This window comes from Kitasatospora albolonga, from assembly GCF_039535905.1.
Classification (GTDB): Bacteria; Actinomycetota; Actinomycetes; order Streptomycetales; family Streptomycetaceae; genus Kitasatospora; species Kitasatospora albolonga.
In genome coordinates this window covers 23204-40356 of record NZ_BAAAYB010000162.1, presented here as the reverse complement: position 1 = coordinate 40356, position 17153 = coordinate 23204, and the positions used below count along the sequence as shown (strand labels likewise).

The 17153-nt window shown below is 67.5% G+C and carries 8 protein-coding genes and 1 pseudogene; 6 read left to right on the top strand and 3 right to left on the bottom strand.

Going from position 1 to position 17153, the window contains the following annotated elements; all coding sequences use genetic code 11:
* Nucleotides 1-5260: 5260 nt before the first annotated feature.
* Nucleotides 5261-6870: pseudogene (locus ABD946_RS42325) on the bottom strand (ABC transporter ATP-binding protein).
* Between the two features lie 2092 nt (nt 6871-8962).
* Between ABD946_RS42325 and ABD946_RS42320 the strand changes: the two are divergent.
* From ABD946_RS42320 to ABD946_RS42295, 6 genes are all read left to right on the top strand, one after another.
* Nucleotides 8963-9175: a hypothetical protein gene (locus ABD946_RS42320; RefSeq protein ID WP_345291061.1), complete on the top strand. Its 213-nt coding sequence runs from the start codon at nt 8963-8965 to the stop codon at nt 9173-9175.
* A gap of 50 nt (nt 9176-9225) precedes the next feature.
* Nucleotides 9226-11070 (top strand): ABC transporter ATP-binding protein, encoded by a 1845-nt coding sequence (locus ABD946_RS42315; protein ID WP_380150603.1) that lies wholly within the window; start codon nt 9226-9228, stop codon nt 11068-11070.
* A 5-nt stretch (nt 11071-11075) separates the two neighbouring features.
* On the top strand, nt 11076-12227 hold the full coding sequence (locus tag ABD946_RS42310) for an ABC transporter permease (protein WP_345291060.1): 1152 nt from the start codon (nt 11076-11078) through the stop codon (nt 12225-12227).
* Nucleotides 12224-13492 carry an ABC transporter permease gene (locus ABD946_RS42305; RefSeq protein ID WP_345291059.1) on the top strand — a complete coding sequence of 423 codons (1269 nt, stop codon included), beginning with the start codon at nt 12224-12226 and terminating at the stop codon, nt 13490-13492. Before ABD946_RS42310 ends, ABD946_RS42305 begins: the two co-directional genes overlap by 4 nt.
* Nucleotides 13489-13884, top strand: coding sequence for a cytidine deaminase (locus ABD946_RS42300; RefSeq protein WP_345291058.1), 396 nt, complete (start codon nt 13489-13491; stop codon nt 13882-13884). The genes ABD946_RS42305 and ABD946_RS42300 overlap by 4 nt, the downstream gene beginning before the upstream one ends.
* Before the next feature lie 97 nt (nt 13885-13981).
* The gene (locus ABD946_RS42295) at nt 13982-15259 is read left to right on the top strand and encodes a thymidine phosphorylase (RefSeq protein ID WP_345291057.1); all 1278 of its coding nucleotides are present in this window, start codon (nt 13982-13984) and stop codon (nt 15257-15259) included.
* A 52-nt stretch (nt 15260-15311) separates the two neighbouring features.
* Here the strand turns inward: ABD946_RS42295 and ABD946_RS42290 are convergent, their stop codons facing one another.
* Nucleotides 15312-15866: a Uma2 family endonuclease gene (locus ABD946_RS42290; RefSeq protein WP_345291056.1), complete on the bottom strand. Its 555-nt coding sequence runs from the start codon at nt 15864-15866 to the stop codon at nt 15312-15314.
* A complete protein-coding gene (locus ABD946_RS42285; RefSeq protein ID WP_345291055.1) occupies nt 15863-17137 on the bottom strand; it encodes an MFS transporter in 1275 nt (424 codons plus the stop codon). The genes ABD946_RS42290 and ABD946_RS42285 overlap by 4 nt, the downstream gene beginning before the upstream one ends.
* Nucleotides 17138-17153 lie beyond the last annotated feature (16 nt).

Below are 17153 nucleotides of genomic sequence, written 5' to 3'. Positions count from 1 at the left end.
TCGCAGCTCGACGCCCAACTCACCCGGCCACGCACCCCTGTTCGTGGCATTCTCGGTGCAGACCTGGAGGATGTCGTAAATTGGCCCCTGCGCCGTCCGACCTGCATGGTCTTTTCGCCGAGAGCCACTCTGAGGGCGAGGCAGCCCCGCTTCCTTCCGCACGAAGTCCCTTGCGCGTGGTCGAAGGTTCGTACCCTCCCCCTCCTTCCAACCCCGAAACGACTTACTAGGCAAGTCCACACGCGACTACTCCTCGAAATTGGGGGGCGCCTGCACTACCTGCTGTCGAACCCCCGGGATACTCACACGCATCTTGCACTCGCAGCCCGGCTATCCTCACGCGGAACGGTTTCGATCTTCGGCGACGAGTGTACTACTCGTCACCGTGGTCCCCCTTGCACCAAAATCGACACCCGGGCCTGCTCACACTACTCCTGACGGACGCTTGAGGGCCTCATGGCTGAGCCCCCTCCACGGCGGTTGCCCGGCCCCTCCGGTGCAACGGTCAGGCGATGCCCTGTTCCATGGACGATCGGGTTGGGCTGTTAAGGTGGGTGCCCTTCGGGGGGAAATGTGGACGCCCGACGGTGAGGCCGCATTTCTGAGTCCCCCCCTATCCTCGGGGCTTTTCGGTGTGCGATGGTCCAGCAGGTCTGAACCGCCGTCGACCTGTTGCCCCGGGCTGGCGTGCAGCCGTCGACGCCGGCGCCAGGCCTGCCACGCGGGTCCCTCCTTTCGTGCCCGCCGGCCGCCGTGGCGCCAGGGCGCAGACGCCGACGGCGTAGGGCGTCCATGGCCTTTGAAAGGCTCCCGAGGAGATTGCTGCGGTGATAAGACGTGCCTGCGCGCTACCTCGCGTACGACACGACGAAGCGGGGGGCGTCGACGTCCGCCGCCACCTGGGCCGTGATCATGCGGCGCCCATTGTCCAGTCGCGGAGCCGTCGCGCACGCCTCGGGCCGGGTTCCCTTGCCCGTGCAACGCCCGCGGCGCGCAGCATCTCGCGGGCCCGCGCGAAAACTGTCCAGCTCGACCACGTGTCGGCGTTGCCCGCCGCGCCCGTCCCGTATCACCCTCGACTGAACTCCCTGACCTCCAGCGCCTTTGCCCGCGTTGAGGCCGAGCGGGGTGGACCATGTCCCGGTGATACCAGGGGCGAACGGTGTTTTAACCTCCGGCGTTGGTGCCCAGGCCGACCATAGTTGCGGGCCGCTCGCCGCGTCTTCTAGGTTTTCTTCATGAAGTTCGCCGCTGTGAAAGCCGACCTACTGAACTTCCATGGGACCAGCGCGCCCGGTGCCCTCGCGATCTTCTTGTATGACCATGATCGGAAGGAGGGCGATCAGCGGCTATGGCCTCGAACGGGCCTGGTCACAGTACCGCGCAGGGCGTAAGAGACTTCTTGTCGGCGAGGGGCCAATGCGTCGCCGCCCGGCGCAGATGCCTGGCGCCCCTCCTTCGCCCGCAGCACGGCTCATCATCGTCCTCGTTGAGATCAGCGCGCCCTCCAGCCGGGGATGGACTCCATCTTGGTCCAGTGTACAGCCGGTGTGTCGAAGTGTCCGGGCCCGAGAGCTGCGTGACGCTTCGCCGCAGCGGCGACCCAGCGGGGCCAGCGGAAGGGTGAATCTTGTTCCCGGCCCGACGCCACGCAGGTGGAAGTGCTTGTCGGAGGTGGGCAGCGGATGAGGGCGGAGAAGGTCCATCCGGACCCGGAGCGATCATCGCGTCGGTCCAGCGGCTGAATCTCACGGAGGTTCATGCCGTTCAAGCAGGATCGACATGGCCAGCGCGGAGACAGGTCTATCTCGGTTCGGCGACACCTCGCCCGCGGGTTTAGAGGGAGGAGGGGGCGTCGATCACAACCAGTCGATCTGTAGCGTCGTCAGCTCGCCCCCCCCGGTCACGCTTGGTCCCGGATTACGGAGATGGCGTACCATGAGGGTTTCTCCAGGTGGCATCTTGGTCAGGAAATCGAAGGAGTGTTCCGGGGGAAGCACCTCCCCCCCGACACTCTACGCGCGTAACAAGCTATCCCAGCTAGAGCCGTTTCCGGACCCAGAAGGCGTCCGGCAGGACTTCACTCACGGCCGTACCCCGGAGGGAAGCTCGCGAGCAAGTTTCGGCCCCGCCTGCTCGAAGAGCCCAGTCTGCGGCAGCGCCCGCATGGCACATTCAGCAACTGCCCCGGGGCCTGCCGTCCCACGCAGGTGGCTGGGGGCCACCAGCCTCCGCGGCGCCGCTCAGCTGCAGCGCCGAGAACATGCCGCACTCGGCGCACATCGAGAGCCCGTTAGTGCGTTCTCACGTTGCAGCCGGTCACCTGCCGGCCGTCGGTCCACCAGGGCCGAGGCGCCGACCGGACTTGCTGTAAGGGGGGGGGAAGGGGGGGCGCGTCTCGTGCCCCATCGCTCCCGGCGGCGCCCGCCAGTTGCCTGCCCAGTCGATCTCCTGGCCGTCCCGTCCACTTGCCCCTGGCCCCGGCGGTATCTGTCCGTCGGCCTTCGGCATCACGCAGGTCGCCTGGGAGGCCATGCGCGCAGACCACCAGGTTGATCACGATAACGGGGTGTCCACATCAGCCGCGCGCCGGCACCGTGTCGTTGGTGGCGAACCGAATCGCCAGTAACCGCCGGGCCACCACGAAGGTGAATCGCGTCGCCCTTGAACTGACTGGCCGGTACAGCTTTCCAGAGCGCCATCAAGGGGGGGGCCACGGTGAATGGAGAACCGTCCAGGATCAGCACTGCACCGATCCGGGGTCCACGAGCTAGGGCGGTCGGTGAAGCCGCACAGGCCCGCGCCCCCATGGCCAGAACGCCGGGAATCCATTTACGAAGATCATCGCGGCCTAGAAACCCGAGTGAACCGCGGCCCTGGGTCTGCGTCCTTGAGACATGTGGCCGCGACCAGCGAGAGGTACTCAACCTGGCCCTAGGCTCCAGCGGAAGGCCACCGGAGGTGATGACTGCCAGGTACTTGTACTTGTAGACGTTGACGCCCCAGACGACTCGGCGGCGTCCGGGTTCGCAACCGCAGAGCGCAGGCCGCAGGCCGAAGCCGTGCCCGCCGAGGACGAAGTAGCGAAGGCCCACCAGGAAGACCCGCGCGATCACACACATACCACCGACATGTTGGGTGACCATTCCTAGTGCCCAGGATGCCCGGTCCCACGTGCCGGAGAACCAGACCATTTGGTGCGTCCTCGATCTTGGTCCCGCCAATCGGACAGGCCGGGGACGGTGATGTTACCGGCAACGGTCGGCCGGGCGGGGATGGGTTGGGCCCCGCGCCGAATGCCTACGTAGTCGCGGTAGTCGATCCGGTGACGTACCTCCGCAGATGCCGGGGATCGGAGCAGGTTGAAAGTGCCGACGCCCGGAGACGCTGTGGTCCGACGCCGAGGTCACCGTCACCGAGCGCGTGCAGCAGAACCGCCGAGCGCGCCGCCCGCCATGGCCTTCGCAGCAGGCCGACCCACGGGTTTACCAGAGTGAAACCGGCCCAGGCCCCGCAGAAGGTGCCCGCCACCAATCATGACCTTTCGAGGCCGATGTTGACCACGCCGGCCCGCTCGGACCAGAGACCGCCGAGGAACCCGCCCTCGCGAATCGGCACTCGCGCGCCGAGCGGCGGGCGTGGACCTGCGGCCGAGGGAGGTCGGGATTCCGAGTGCCCGTGGGGTTGCCGTGGTGGGCCATAGGCCGCGCTGGGAGGGACAAGGACAGGGCGACGGCCGAGGAGAGACGACCGGCTGATCACATGGCAGATTCAGGCACGTAACGCGGGAAGCCAACAGAAGATGTCCCGCTAGTGGGGAGCTTCATGGGCGGGGGCGGTTGTCGGCGGCGCGGCGGAGCGTTGCGGTGCCTGAGGGGGTGGAGGGGGAGGGGGGGAGGGGAGAGAGGGGAAGAGAGGAGGAAGGGAATGGGGGGGGGGGTCGGCAGAGTGGCTGTGCTCATGGGGGGGGGACGTGCAGCGAGAGCCTGGCCTTCTTGGCAGCTGCGGGGCCTTGGGCGGAACGAAGCCGTTCGGCGCGACCTTCTGCATGGCGTGCTAGGAGCGCCTTACCCGCCAGAAACCTAGCGGCACACCAGCTCGTAGGCGGAACGCCGCGACGGGCCAAATGATGACGATTGGTGCCGCTTGGCATGAGACATTGACGAATGCTCCTGCGGGTAGTCAACTGGAAGGGCAGCTGGGGTGCGCGGGGTCGACGGTCGAGGGAAGTGCGAAAGACAAGCGATGCGGGCCGAGATGTCACGCACGATCGTGGACAGTTTGCAGAGGCCAGTAGGCCGGCGGAGCCGAAGATGTGCCGAGTAGGTGAAGGGTCCGTACTGGGTCCGAGGGGGAGAGGGCTGAGATGTTCCCTGCTTCTGCCGCCGCTAGTAATTGAGGCTGGTACCAATCAGTTCGGTCAGGCCGATGAGTCCGGCCGATGGCACCGAGAGTACCACCATCGTGTGATGGATCATGCGCTTGACGGTCACAGCCCGAGGCGGTGGCGGCGGACCCGAACGCCCGTGCGCCAGGTCCGAAGCCGAACCGGTGCCCTGTCAGGGTGAACTGTAACAACACGCCCACCACGATCCCCACGACGATGAACCCCAGAGGGTTTCCGCCGGCGGGTCCCTCCATCGTGAAGAAGTGGCTGGACTTCGAGATCGGCTCGTTCTGGATCGAGTTTGGTGGTGCTGCCCTTGTTCGGCGCGAAGGGACGCCCGGCACCAGGCAGCAGACCGACCCACCGCGGTGGCGATGGCGTTCAGCATGATGGTCCGAGATGACCGCGCTGACGCCCCCCGGTAAACCTTACAGAAAGCACCGGACGATGCTCGCCCACATGCCGCCGACCAGCATCGCGGTCACCAGCAGCAGCGGGAATACTGCAGGAAGGACGGCAGGTCGACCTGGCTGCCGACGAAGGCGGCGAACAGCCAACGCCCAGCTTGTACTGGCCGTCGAACGCCGTGTTGAAGAGGTTCATCCGGAAGCCGAACGCGGCGGCGGCACCGGCGAGGTAGTACACCGGGGCGCGGTTAGCGTCACACCTGGCGTCGGAGGCCGGTGCCGTAGTCGAACATCACCTGGAAGGACCTTGAACGGCTCCTTGCCGGAGACCGCCAGCAGACGACGCAGATCAGGCATCGACGCAGGATGCCAGCACGGGGGCGGCCAGGCCGAGCAGGATCTTCTCGGCGTCGAACCGCTTGCCGCGGGCCTTCGCGGCCACGGGTTGGGACTGGTCATGTGGGATTTACTCCCCCGCCTGCGCGGCGTCGTCGGTGGCGCCGTCGTCGCGGGCTGTGCTTGTGGCCTGGGCGGCGCGGCCTCGGTGATCTCGGCGACGAACGCCTGGGCCCTCAGTCGACGGCCTCCGGGTCCGACTCGAATGTGGCCCGCTGGCCGCACCGGTCATCGCGGTGCCCAGGTCCTCGGCGGTGACGGTTGGGCCCGAGTCGGCGTCGCGGCGACCAGACGGGCCGCGGTAGATCACCGCGGAATGTGGTTGGAAGAGGCCGATCAGCTCGTCCAGGTCCGGCGGAGATCAGCAGCACCGCGAGGCCCTACGCGCTGGGCGGAGCGGATCTGCTCCCAGATCTGCGCCTGCGCGCCGACGTCCACTCCGCGGGTGGGGTGGGCGGCGATCAGCAGCTTGGGGTGGTGGCTCATCTCGCGGCCGATGATCAGCTTCTGCTGTTGCCGCCGGAGAGCAGGCCGCGGTGACACTCGATGCCGTGGTTGCGGACGTCGTACTCCTCGACGATCCGCTGGTTTCCCCTTGCGGGCGGGCGGCCGGGTCCAGCAGCCACGCCCTTGGAGTTGGGGGCCTCGGTGACGTGCGCGACGGATCCCGGTTCTCCCAGAGCGGGGCCTCAGCAGCAGGCCGTGCTTGTGCCGGTCCTCCAGGATGTATCCGATGCCGCCTCTGCGGCGGGCCCGGGTCAGGGTCCGGCTGAGTCCGGCGCCCCGTCAGCGTCACGGTTCCGCCGTCCAGCGGCAGCATGCCCATGATCGCCTCGACCAGCTCGGCCTGGCCGTTCCCTCGACGCCCGGCGATGCCAGCACCTCGCCCTTGCGGATGGCGCAGCGAGACGTCGTCCCAGCACCACGCGCTCGATGCCCTCGCGTCGCGCTTGGCGATCCGCAGGCCCGTGGTCTCCAGCATCACGTGTCGGTGACGGTGGACTCGCGGCTCTCCGGGAGGGCATTTCGGCGCCGACCATCAGCTCGGCGAGCTGACGGGCCGTCACGGTGCGCGGGTCGGCGTCTCCGACGGTGGTGCCGCGGCGGGGATCACGCTGATCGCGTCGGCCACCGAGAGCACCTCGTGCAGCTTGTGCGAGATGAAGATGACGGTGACGCCCTCGGCCTTGAGCTCGCGGAGGTTGTCAAGAGAACGCGTCGACCTCGTGCGCCACCAGGACGGCGGTGGGCTCGTCCAGGATGAGGATCTTGCCGCGCCCGGTAGAGCACCTTGAGGATCTCGACGCGCGCTGACAGGTGCCGCCACGCCGAGGTCCTCGACCAGCGCGTCCGGGCGCACGCCCAGGCCGTACTGGGTCGGAGATCTCGCGGATCTTCGCCTTGGCCTTGGCTCCTATACCCCTTGCAGCTTCTCGCCGCCCAGGACCACGTTCTCCCACACCGTCAGGTTGTCGGCCAGCATGAAGTGCTGGTGGACCATGCCGATGCCGCGCGCGATGGCGTCCCGGGAGTGTTGAACTCGACCTGCTCGCGCCGTTGTGGCGATGGTGCCCTCGTCCGGCTTCCGCATGCCGTAGAGGATCTTCATCAGGGTCGACTTGCCCGCGCCGTTCTCCGCCATCAGGCGTGCACGGTGCCGCGGGCCACGGTGATGTCGATGTCGTGTTGGCCACGACGTAAGCTCTATAAGGTAAGCGCAAGTTCGGGCCGTGGAATGGGAGAAAGGAGGCAGGGTCGCGAAAGGGTGAAGGCATCTCCTGTTGTCCACAACGGCGCTCCTTTGCCTGGAGATGGACGTGCGTACGCGGCGGGGGCAGCGCGTAACGTGCCGGTGGAACGGGACGAGGGGGTCTACCCGAGCTATCGAGGTACAGACGTGGCGTTGAGTTGGCGAGAAGAAGAGGGTGGGAGAGGAAGCGAGGCGAGAAAGATCGGAGAGAAGGGGTGGACATGGAGAGTGAAAGAGGGGGTCACTATGATGGATAGGCCGGGACCGATCTTGGGAACGAGGCGAGGAGACGAGCGAGACTGGGAGGGAGACAGGGGGAGAAAAAAGTAAGAGACGAGAAGCAGATGCTGCTGAAGGGAGAAAGATGGAGCGAGAGATAGCGAGACCGCAGGCATAGAGGAAAGGAGGATAATGTGTCAAGAGGCGATGAGCGTTAAAAGGGTGAACGAAAACACGTGGTATGGAGGTCACGGAAGGGAAGAGACGAAAGAAGTCTGTATGCGGAGAAGCGAAATAGATGCCGTAGCGGGACGGGTGATCGAGATGATGGCAACAATGTGGCAGATCTCATATCAATACTTGCGTGAAGAAGCAAAAGGCGCGGACGATTGGCGGTGAGATGCGTAGGACGAGAGCGAGGCGAGTGGGGAATGAAGCGCGTAGGGCACTAACAACAGCGACATGGAGAGAGACGGAAAGTAGAGTAGGAAGTGGCAGAGTGATAGTAGTGAAGTCAAAGGATATGTGAGAAGGAGAGACACAGTTAACATGAAAACGGACTGATCAATGGGTGAAGAACGCGAAAACGTGCACGTAGTAGCATCCAAAGGAGGAGCATGAAATGATTTAGATAGATTGAGCAAAGCGACGAAGGAAATTCATTAAAAAAGCTGTGACTCGAGCTCATCGAGACAAAGGGAAAGAGCGTATGACAGAGCAGCTCGCTATAATTAGTATCGCGGTTGTCGTGCAGCAGTAGGAGAGTCGCAGGGAGGACGGATGTAAGGATGACTGCAGACGGCGAGAGGGGGTAGAAATCACAAATGGCGTGACACACGACGGTGCTTGGGAGTTGGATATGCAGCGAGGATCCAGCTGTGGCGTGATAGGCGCGCGTTTGACGGCGTATAGGCGCATTAGGGAAGAAGCAGAAACCGAGTAATCCTGGCGGAAGAGTGAGGCAAGAGATGAGCAGAGTGCACAGACACAGAAAGAGCAGACAAGACAAGAGAGAGAAAGTAGAGAGACAAGAAGGACGAAAAATGGGAGGGAAGGTAGAGGATGAGGGGAAGAAGTGTCAAAGTCACTAAGGTCGGCAGAAGCGGTAAGTGCCTCTGGGAGAAAGCTTGGCATTGGTCATCAAAGAAGCGGGGAAGCGGGCAGATAGTAGATGGAGGCTGGGTCAATAGTGGTCGGATAGATAGAGAAGGAGAAGATAGAAGAGAGGGAGAGGAAGAGGAGAGCGAAGAACGAGAGGAGTTGTGGTGTGTGAGTGCGACGGAATGGAATCCAGGAATAGGAGCCGAGAGTAATCATAGTGTAGGGGCAGGCGGGGGAGAGGAATGAGGAGAAGGTGAGAGAAAGGAAGGAGAAAATCAAAAATCGAGGGACATGAGGGAGATAGGAGAATTGATAACTGGATACTAAGATGAAGGGGCGAGTGTCTGAAGAGGACGGGTCAGGTCACAGAGAGGCTGACTGACCAAGAACAAGATAGACCATGCGAGAGGCGGAGTATTGGTGATAAATAAAGGTAGACGCCGCTGAGGCGAGTATCCTCAATATTGTAGATAGCCCTAGACAGCGCGGAAAACGATGGCGCGGACGTCAGGGCTAACTAGTCGCTGTGCCGCCTCAGTCTCCGTGCCGGCATGCTCAGCGTGCCAATGCGATACTCCGTCTTCACGCTAGTAGATGGCCAATGGCGCGTAGACCTTCGTAGACCAGCCTTGCCCAGTTTCTCGACTCCCAGTTCCCGCCCCTGGCCCAATGTTATGAATCAAGGACCGCATCCTCACCTCGATGGTGAAGAACGTCGACACCGCGGTGTTCTCCTACGTCAAGTCGATCAAGGACGGTTCGCCGCTCACCGGCACCAAGAACTTCGACCTGAAGGAGAAGGGCGTCTCGCTGGCCACCACCGGCGGCTTCATCAACGACATCCAGGCGAAGCTGGACGCGGCCACCGCGCAGATCACCTCGGGTGCCACGAAGATCCCGACCACCGTCGGCTGACACCCCCTCAGCCTGCCGCCGGTCCACGCGTCCGGCGCGCATGATTGAGCATCAGGGTGGGGCCCGGCGGGGCGCGCGAACGCGCTCTGCCGGGCCCCGTCCCGTTCCACCCGCACGTACGCGCGCCCCCGCCCGCGTACGCACGCCATCTCCAGCGCAACGACGCGCCCTGTGACCACCAGGAGATCGCCATCACCGCTTCCGACCCCGCCCCGACCCCCCAGGGCGGCAACCCCAGCGCGGGGACGGCGTCACCGGCCGTCGAACTGCGCGGCATCACCAAGCGCTTCCCGGGCGTCGTGGCCAACCACGACATCGACATCACCGTGGCCCGCGGCACCGTGCACGCCCTGATGGGCGAGAACGGCGCGGGCAAGTCGACCCTGATGAAGATCCTCTACGGCATGCAGAAGCCGGACGAGGGCACCATCGCCATCAACGGCGAGCAGGTCGAGTTCAACACTCCCGGCGACGCCATCGCGCGCGGCATCGGCATGGTCCACCAGCACTTCATGCTGGCCGACAACCTGACGGTGTGGGAGAACGTGGTCCTGGGCGGCGAGAAGCTGCACGGGATAGGAGCCAAGGCCAAGGCGAAGATCCGCGAGATCTCCGACCAGTACGGCCTGGGCGTGCGCCCGGACGCGCTGGTCGAGGACCTCGGCGTGGCGGACCGTCAGCGCGTCGAGATCCTCAAGGTGCTCTACCGGGGCGCCAAGATCCTCATCCTGGACGAGCCCACCGCCGTCCTGGTGCCGCACGAGGTCGACGCGCTCTTCGACAACCTCCGCGAGCTCAAGGCCGAGGGCGTCACCGTCATCTTCATCTCGCACAAGCTGCACGAGGTGCTCTCGGTGGCCGACGCGATCAGCGTGATCCGCCGCGGCACCACCGTCGGAGACGCCGACCCGCGCACCGTGACGGCCCGTCAGCTCGCCGAGCTGATGGTCGGCGCCGAACTGCCCTCCCCGGAGAGCCGCGAGTCCACCGTCACCGACACCGTGATGCTGGAGACCACGGGCCTGCGGATCGCCAAGCGCGACGCCGAGGGCATCGAGCGCGTGGTGCTGGACGACGTCTCGCTGCGCATCCGCAAGGGCGAGGTGCTCGGCATCGCCGGCGTCGAGGGCAACGGCCAGGCCGAGCTGGTCGAGGCGATCATGGGCATGCTGCCGCTGGACGGCGGCACCGTGACGCTGGACGGCGCCGACCTCAGCCGGACCCTGACCCGGGCCCGCCGCGAGGCCGGCATCGGCTACATCCCGGAGGACCGGCACAAGCACGGCCTGCTGCTGGAGGCCCCGCTCTGGGAGAACCGGATCCTCGGCCACGTCACCGAGGCCCCCAACTCCAAGGGCGTGCTGCTGGACCCGGCCGCCGCCCGCAAGGACACCCAGCGGATCGTCGAGGAGTACGACGTCCGCACCCCCGGCATCGAGGTCACCGCGGCCTCGCTCTCCGGCGGCAACCAGCAGAAGCTGATCATCGGCCGCGAGATGAGCCACCACCCCAAGCTGCTGATCGCCGCCCACCCCACCCGCGGCGTGGACGTCGGCGCGCAGGCGCAGATCTGGGAGCAGATCCGCTCCGCCCAGCGCGAGGGCCTCGCGGTGCTGCTGATCTCCGCCGACCTGGACGAGCTGATCGGCCTCTCCGACCACATCCGGGTGATCTACCGCGGCCGCCTGGTCGCCGACGCCGACCCGGCCACCGTCACCGCCGAGGACCTGGGCACCGCGATGACCGGTGCGGCCAGCGGCCACATCGAGTCGGACCCGGAGGCCGTCGCCGAGGCCCAGGCGTTCGTCGCCGAGATCACCGAGGCCGCGCCGCCCACCACAGCACAGCCCAGCGACGACGGCGCCACCGACGACGCCGCGCAGGCGGGGGAGTAACCCACATGACCAGTCCCAACCCCGTGGCCGCGAAGCCCGCGGCCAAGCGGTTCGACGCCGAGAAGATCCTGCTCGGCCTGGCCGCCCCCGTGCTGGCCATCCTGCTGTCGATGCTGATCTGCGTCGTCCTGCTGGCGGTCTCCGGCAAGGAGCCGTTCAAGGCCTTCCAGGTGATGTTCGACTACGGCACCGCCTCCGACGGCCAGGTGCTGACGCTGAACCGCGCCACCGTGTACTACCTCGCCGGTGCCGCCGCCGCGTTCGGCTTCCGGATGAACCTCTTCAACATCGGCGTCGACGGCCAGTACAAGCTGGGCGTGCTGTTCGCCGCCTTCGTCGGCAGCCAGGTCGACCTGCCGTCCTTCCTGCAGATCCCGCTGCTGCTGGTGACCGCGATGCTGGTCGGCGGCATGTGGGCGAGCATCGCCGGTCTGCTCAAGGTCTACCGGGGCGTCAGCGAGGTCATCTCGACCATCATGCTGAACGCCATCGCCACCGCGGTGGTCGGTCTGCTGCTGGTGCCGGGCGTCTTCGCGCCGAACAAGGGCAGCACCACCAACTCGATCCAGACCGAGCCGATCTCGCAGTCCAGCCACTTCTTCACGCTGGAGACCGCCGGCGGCACCCTCTGGGGCTTCATCGTCGTGGCGATCGTGGTGGGCGTGCTGTTCCAGTTCACCCTGAACCGCACCCGGTTCGGCTTCGACCTGCGCGCCACCGGCCGTTCGGAGTCCGCCGCCACCGCCTCGGGCGTGAACGTCAAGCGCATGATCATCACCTCGATGGTGGTCTCCGGTGCCATCGCCGGACTCATCGGCCTGCCCGAACTGATGTCCAGCTCCTACTACTTCGGGCAGAACATCCAGCCCGGCCTCGGCTTCATCGGCATCTCGGTCGCCCTGCTCGGCCGCAACTCGCCGATCGGCGTCGCCTTCTCGGCGCTGCTGTTCGCCTTCCTCGACGTCGCCGGCACCCAGCTGCCCCTCCAGGGTGACTACCCGCAGGAGATCGTCAACGTCATGCAGGGCACCATCGTCATCTGCGTCGTCGTCGCCTACGAGCTGGTGCGCCGCTACGGTCTGAAGCGCCAGCAGCAGAAGGTCGGCGCCGAGCTCGCCGCCCAGGCCGCCGCTGCCAAGAAGGAGGTGGCCGCATGAGCACCGCCACTGCCGCCCGGCCGAAGTCGCCGGGCGCCCCGCCCGCCAAGAAGTCCAAGCTGACCTGGCCGGTCGTGCTGCTGCTGATCGCCGGCGTCCTGGTGCTGTTCTCCGCCGTGGGCATGGCCACCGGCAACCACGGCCTGACCTCCTCCGGGCAGGTCACCGCCGCGCTCGGCGCGGCCGTGCCGATCGCGATGGCCGGTCTCGGCGGTCTCTGGTCCGAGCGGGCCGGCGTGGTCAACATCGGCCTCGAAGGCATGATGGTGGCGGGCACCTTCTGCGGTGCCTGGGCCGGTTACCTGGTCAACCCGTGGGTCGGCCTGCTGGCCGGCATGGCGGGCGGCGCGCTCGGCGGTCTGCTGCACGCGCTGGTGACGGTGACCTTCGGCGTCGACCACATCGTCTCCGGCGTCGGCATCAACCTGCTGATCCCCGGCATCTGCGCGTACGTCAACCGGATCTACTACCGCGACTACGTGGCATTCGGCGCGGGCGCCAACCAGTCCCCGCCGGCCGACCCGCTGCCGTACATCACCGTCCCCGGCCTGTCCGAGTGGCTGGACAAGATCGAGGCGCACCACTGGTTCCTGGTCTCCGACGTGGCCGGCATCCTGGGCGGCATGGTCACCAACCTGTCGGTGGTCGTGGTGATCGCCGCGGTCTTCCTGGTGGCCTCGTACTTCGTCCTCTGGCGCACGGTCTTCGGCCTGCGGCTGCGCTCCTGCGGTGAGAACCCGACCGCCGCCGAGTCGCTGGGCGTCAACGTCTACAAGTACAAGTACCTGGCGGTCATCACCTCCGGTGCCTTCGCCGGCCTGGCCGGTGCGTACCTCTCGCTGGTCGCCGCCCACTTCTACAAGGACGGCATGACCCAGGGCCGCGGCTTCATCGGTCTGGCCGCGATGATCTTCGGTAACTGGATGCCCGGCGGTCTGGCCATGGGCGCGGGCCTGTTCGGCTTCACCGACAGCCTCCAGCTCCGTGACCCGGACTCGGTGCACGTGCTGATCCTGACGGTCTCCATCGCGATGGCCCTGCTGACGCTCTGGAAGCTGTACCGCCGTCAGTTCAAGGGCGCCGCGATCACCTTCGTGGTGGCCGGCGGTCTGGCGCTCTGGTTCGCCACCACCGACACGGTGCCGCGCGCGCTGATCGTGGCCACCCCGTACGTGATCACCCTGGTGGTGCTCGCGATGGCCTCCCAGCGACTGCGGATGCCGAAGGCCGACGGCCAGATCTACCGCCGGGGCCAGGGCAAGTGACGACGGCCCAGGAGATCGACTGGCAGGCACTGCGGGCGGCCGCCCGGGAGGCGATGGGGCACGCGTACGCGCCCTACAGCAAGTTCCCGGTCGGCGCCGCGGCCCTGGTGGACGACGGCCGCACGGTGACCGGCTGCAACGTGGAGAACGCCTCGTACGGGCTCTCGCTGTGCGCCGAGTGCGGCCTGGTCTCGGCGCTGCAGCTGAGCGGCGGCGGCCGGCTGGTGGCCTTCACCTGCGTGGACGGCGCCGGGCAGTTGCTGATGCCCTGCGGGCGCTGCCGCCAGCTGCTCTTCGAGCACGGCGGGCCCGAACTGCTCGTCGAGCTGCCCTCCGGGGTACGCCCGATGAGTGAAGTCCTGCCGGACGCCTTCGGTCCGGAACGGCTCTAGCTGGATAGCTTGTTACGCGCGTAGAGTGTCGCGGGGGAGTGCTTCCCCCGCGACACTCTTCGCATTTCCTGACCCAGAACCACCTGGAGAAACCCTCATGGACGCCATCTCCGTCATCCGGACCAAGCGTGACCGGGGCGAGCTGACCGACGCTCAGATCGACTGGGTGATCGACGCCTACACCCGCGGCGAGGTCGCCGACGAGCAGATGTCCGCGCTGGCCATGTCGATCCTGCTGAACGGCATGAACCTCCGTGAGATCAGCCGCTGGACCGACGCGATGATCCGCTCCGGCGTCCGGATGGACTTCTCCGCCCTCCCGCTGCCCACCTCCGACAAGCACTCCACCGGTGGCGTCGGGGACAAGATCACCCTTCCGCTGGCCCCGCTGGTCGCCGCCTGCGGCGCCGCCGTCCCGCAGCTCTCCGGCCGCGGCCTCGGCCACACCGGCGGCACCCTGGACAAGCTGGAGTCCATCCCCGGCTGGCGGGCGCTGCTCTCCAACGAGGAGATGATGGCCGTGCTGCGCGACGCGGGCGCCGTCATCTGCGCGGCCGGCGACGGCCTGGCCCCCGCCGACAAGAAGCTCTACGCCCTGCGCGACGTCACCGGCACCGTCGAGGCCATCCCGCTGATCGCCTCCTCGATCATGTCCAAGAAGATCGCCGAGGGCACCGGCGCGCTGGTCCTGGACGTCAAGGTCGGCTCCGGCGCCTTCATGAAGAACCTCGACGACGCCCGCGAGCTGGCCCGCACCATGGTCGGCCTGGGCACCAACGCCGGGGTCAACACCGTCGCCCTGCTCACCGACATGTCCACCCCGCTCGGCCTCACCGCGGGCAACGCGCTGGAGGTCCGGGAGTCCGTCGAGGTGCTGGCCGGCGGCGGCCCCGCCGACGTGGTCGAGCTGACCGTCGCGCTGGCCCGCGAGATGCTGGCCGCCGCGGGCGTGCACGGCAAGGACCCGGCCGAGGCGCTGCGCGACGGCTCCGCGATGGACCACTGGCGCCGCATGATCACGGCCCAGGGCGGCGACGTCGACGCCCCGCTCCCGGTCGCCCGCGAGCAGCACGTCATCACCGCCGACTCCTCGGGCGTCCTCACCGGCCTGGACGCCTACGCCGTCGGCGTCTGCGCCTGGCGCCTCGGCGCCGGCCGGGCCCGCAAGGAGGACCCGGTGCAGGCCGGCGCCGGCGTCGAGCTGCACGCCAAGCCCGGCGACAAGGTGACGGCCGGTCAGCCCCTGCTGACCCTGCACACCGACAGCCCCGAGCGCTACGACTACGCCATCGAGGCCCTCACCGGCGGCGTCACCATCTCCCCCGAGGGCACCCCCTTCACCGCCAACCCGATCGTCCTGGACCGCATCGCCTGACCGTGCACCGAGGCCGGGCACCCCGTGGAGGGGTGCCCGGCCTCACGCGTCGTCAGGAGTAGGTGAGCAGCCCGGAGGTGTCGAGGCGCCAGGGGCCCACGGTGACGGTGTCGCCGAAGACGAACTTCTCGCGTGAGGCGTAGCCCGGCTGCGAGTGCACGATGCCGGTGCCGTCCCGGGGGTCGACCAGCAGGTAGTGCGGGATGCCCATCGCGGCGTAGTCGTGGACCTTGTCCTCGTAGTCGTTCTCGGGGTTGGAGCGGGAGACGACCTCGACCACGAGCAGGACTTCGTGCGGAAGGAGCGCGGGCTGCTCGCCCTCGAGTGCCTGCTCGGCGAAGACCATCAGGTCCGGACGGCGCAGGCGGCCCAATCCGACATCCTCCAGGTCTGCACCCGCGAATGCCACGAACCCGGGGTGCGTGCCGGGGAGTTGGGCGTCGAGCTGTCGTGCGAGCCGGAGCACCGCGAGCTCGTGCCGCCGCACCGGCGACATCATCATGACGATCTCGCCGTTGGCGATCTCGATCTTTCCGATCCCGGGCACCTGCGGGAGCTTGTCGGCGATCTCGCGCAGCCGGGCGTACGTGGCCGGGTCGATGCTCATACCTGGACTGTACTGGCCGCGATCGCCCGGCGGGTGGCGTAGAGGGTGACGCCGGCGGCCAGGGTCATCGCCGTCAGGGCGACGGTGGCGGCGCCGGGCCAGCCGGTGGCGTGGTAGGCGTCGGCGCCGAGGGTGCCGCCGAGGCTGTTGCCGAGGTAGTAGGCGATCAGGTAGAGGGCGGTGGCCTGGGCGCGGCCGGTGGTGGCGGTGCGGCCGACGGCGGCGGAGGCGGTGGCGTGGCCGGCGAAGAAGCCGGCCGTGATCAGGACCAGGCCGAGCAGGACGGCGGCCAGCGAGTCGGCGAGGGAGAGCAGCAGGCCCGCCGTGGTGGTGCCGATCGCGACGTAGAGGGTGCCGCGGCGGCCGAGCCGGGCGGTGAGGCGGCCGGCGGTGGCGGAGGAGACGGTGCCGACCAGGTAGACCACGAAGATGGAGGCGGCCACCGACTCGGGGAGGTCGAAGGGTGCGGCCACCAGCCGGTAGCCGACGGTGTTGTAGACGGCGCCGAAGACGGCCATGAAGAGCAGACCGAGCAGGTAGAGCCGCAGCAGCAGCGGGTTGCGCAGGTGCCCGGCCACGGTGCGGGCCAGCGCCCGGGCGTCCACCGGGCTGCGGCGGAACTGCCGGGCGGCCGGGATCAGCAGCCGGAAGACCAGCACGGCCAGCAGGGCCAGGACGGCCGAGACGGCCAGCCCCCAGCGCCAGCCCCAGGCGGCGGCCGCCCAGCCGGAGACCAGCCGCCCGCCCATCCCGCCGATGCTGTTGCCCGCCACGTACAGGCCCATCGCGGAGCCCAGCGCGCTCGGGTGCACCTCCTCCGCCAGGTACGCCATCGCGGTGGCCGGCAGCCCGGCGAGCGCGGCGCCCTGCAGTCCGCGCAGCACCACCAGGGTGGTGAGGTCGGGGGCGAAGGGCAGCGCCACCGCGAGGAGGGTGGCGGCCAGCACCGAGCCGGTCATCACGGCGGTCCGCCCGTACCGGTCGGAGAGGACGCTGGCCGGGAGCAGCGCCAGCGCGAGCCCGAGGGTGGCCACCGAGGCGGTCCAGCTGGCCTGACCGGGCGTCAGGTCGAGGTCGCCGGAGAGGATCGGCAGCAGGCCCTGGGTGGAGTACAGCAGCACGAAGGTGGCGACCCCGGCGGCGAACAGCGCGAGGTTGGCCCGGCGCAGCGTGCGGTCACCGGGGAGCAGGCGGGTGTCGGCGGTGGGGGACGGCTGGGGGAGGGCACCCGGCAGCTCGGCTGCGGATGCCCCGGTACTGGCAGGCGGCATGACGACGACGCTAGAC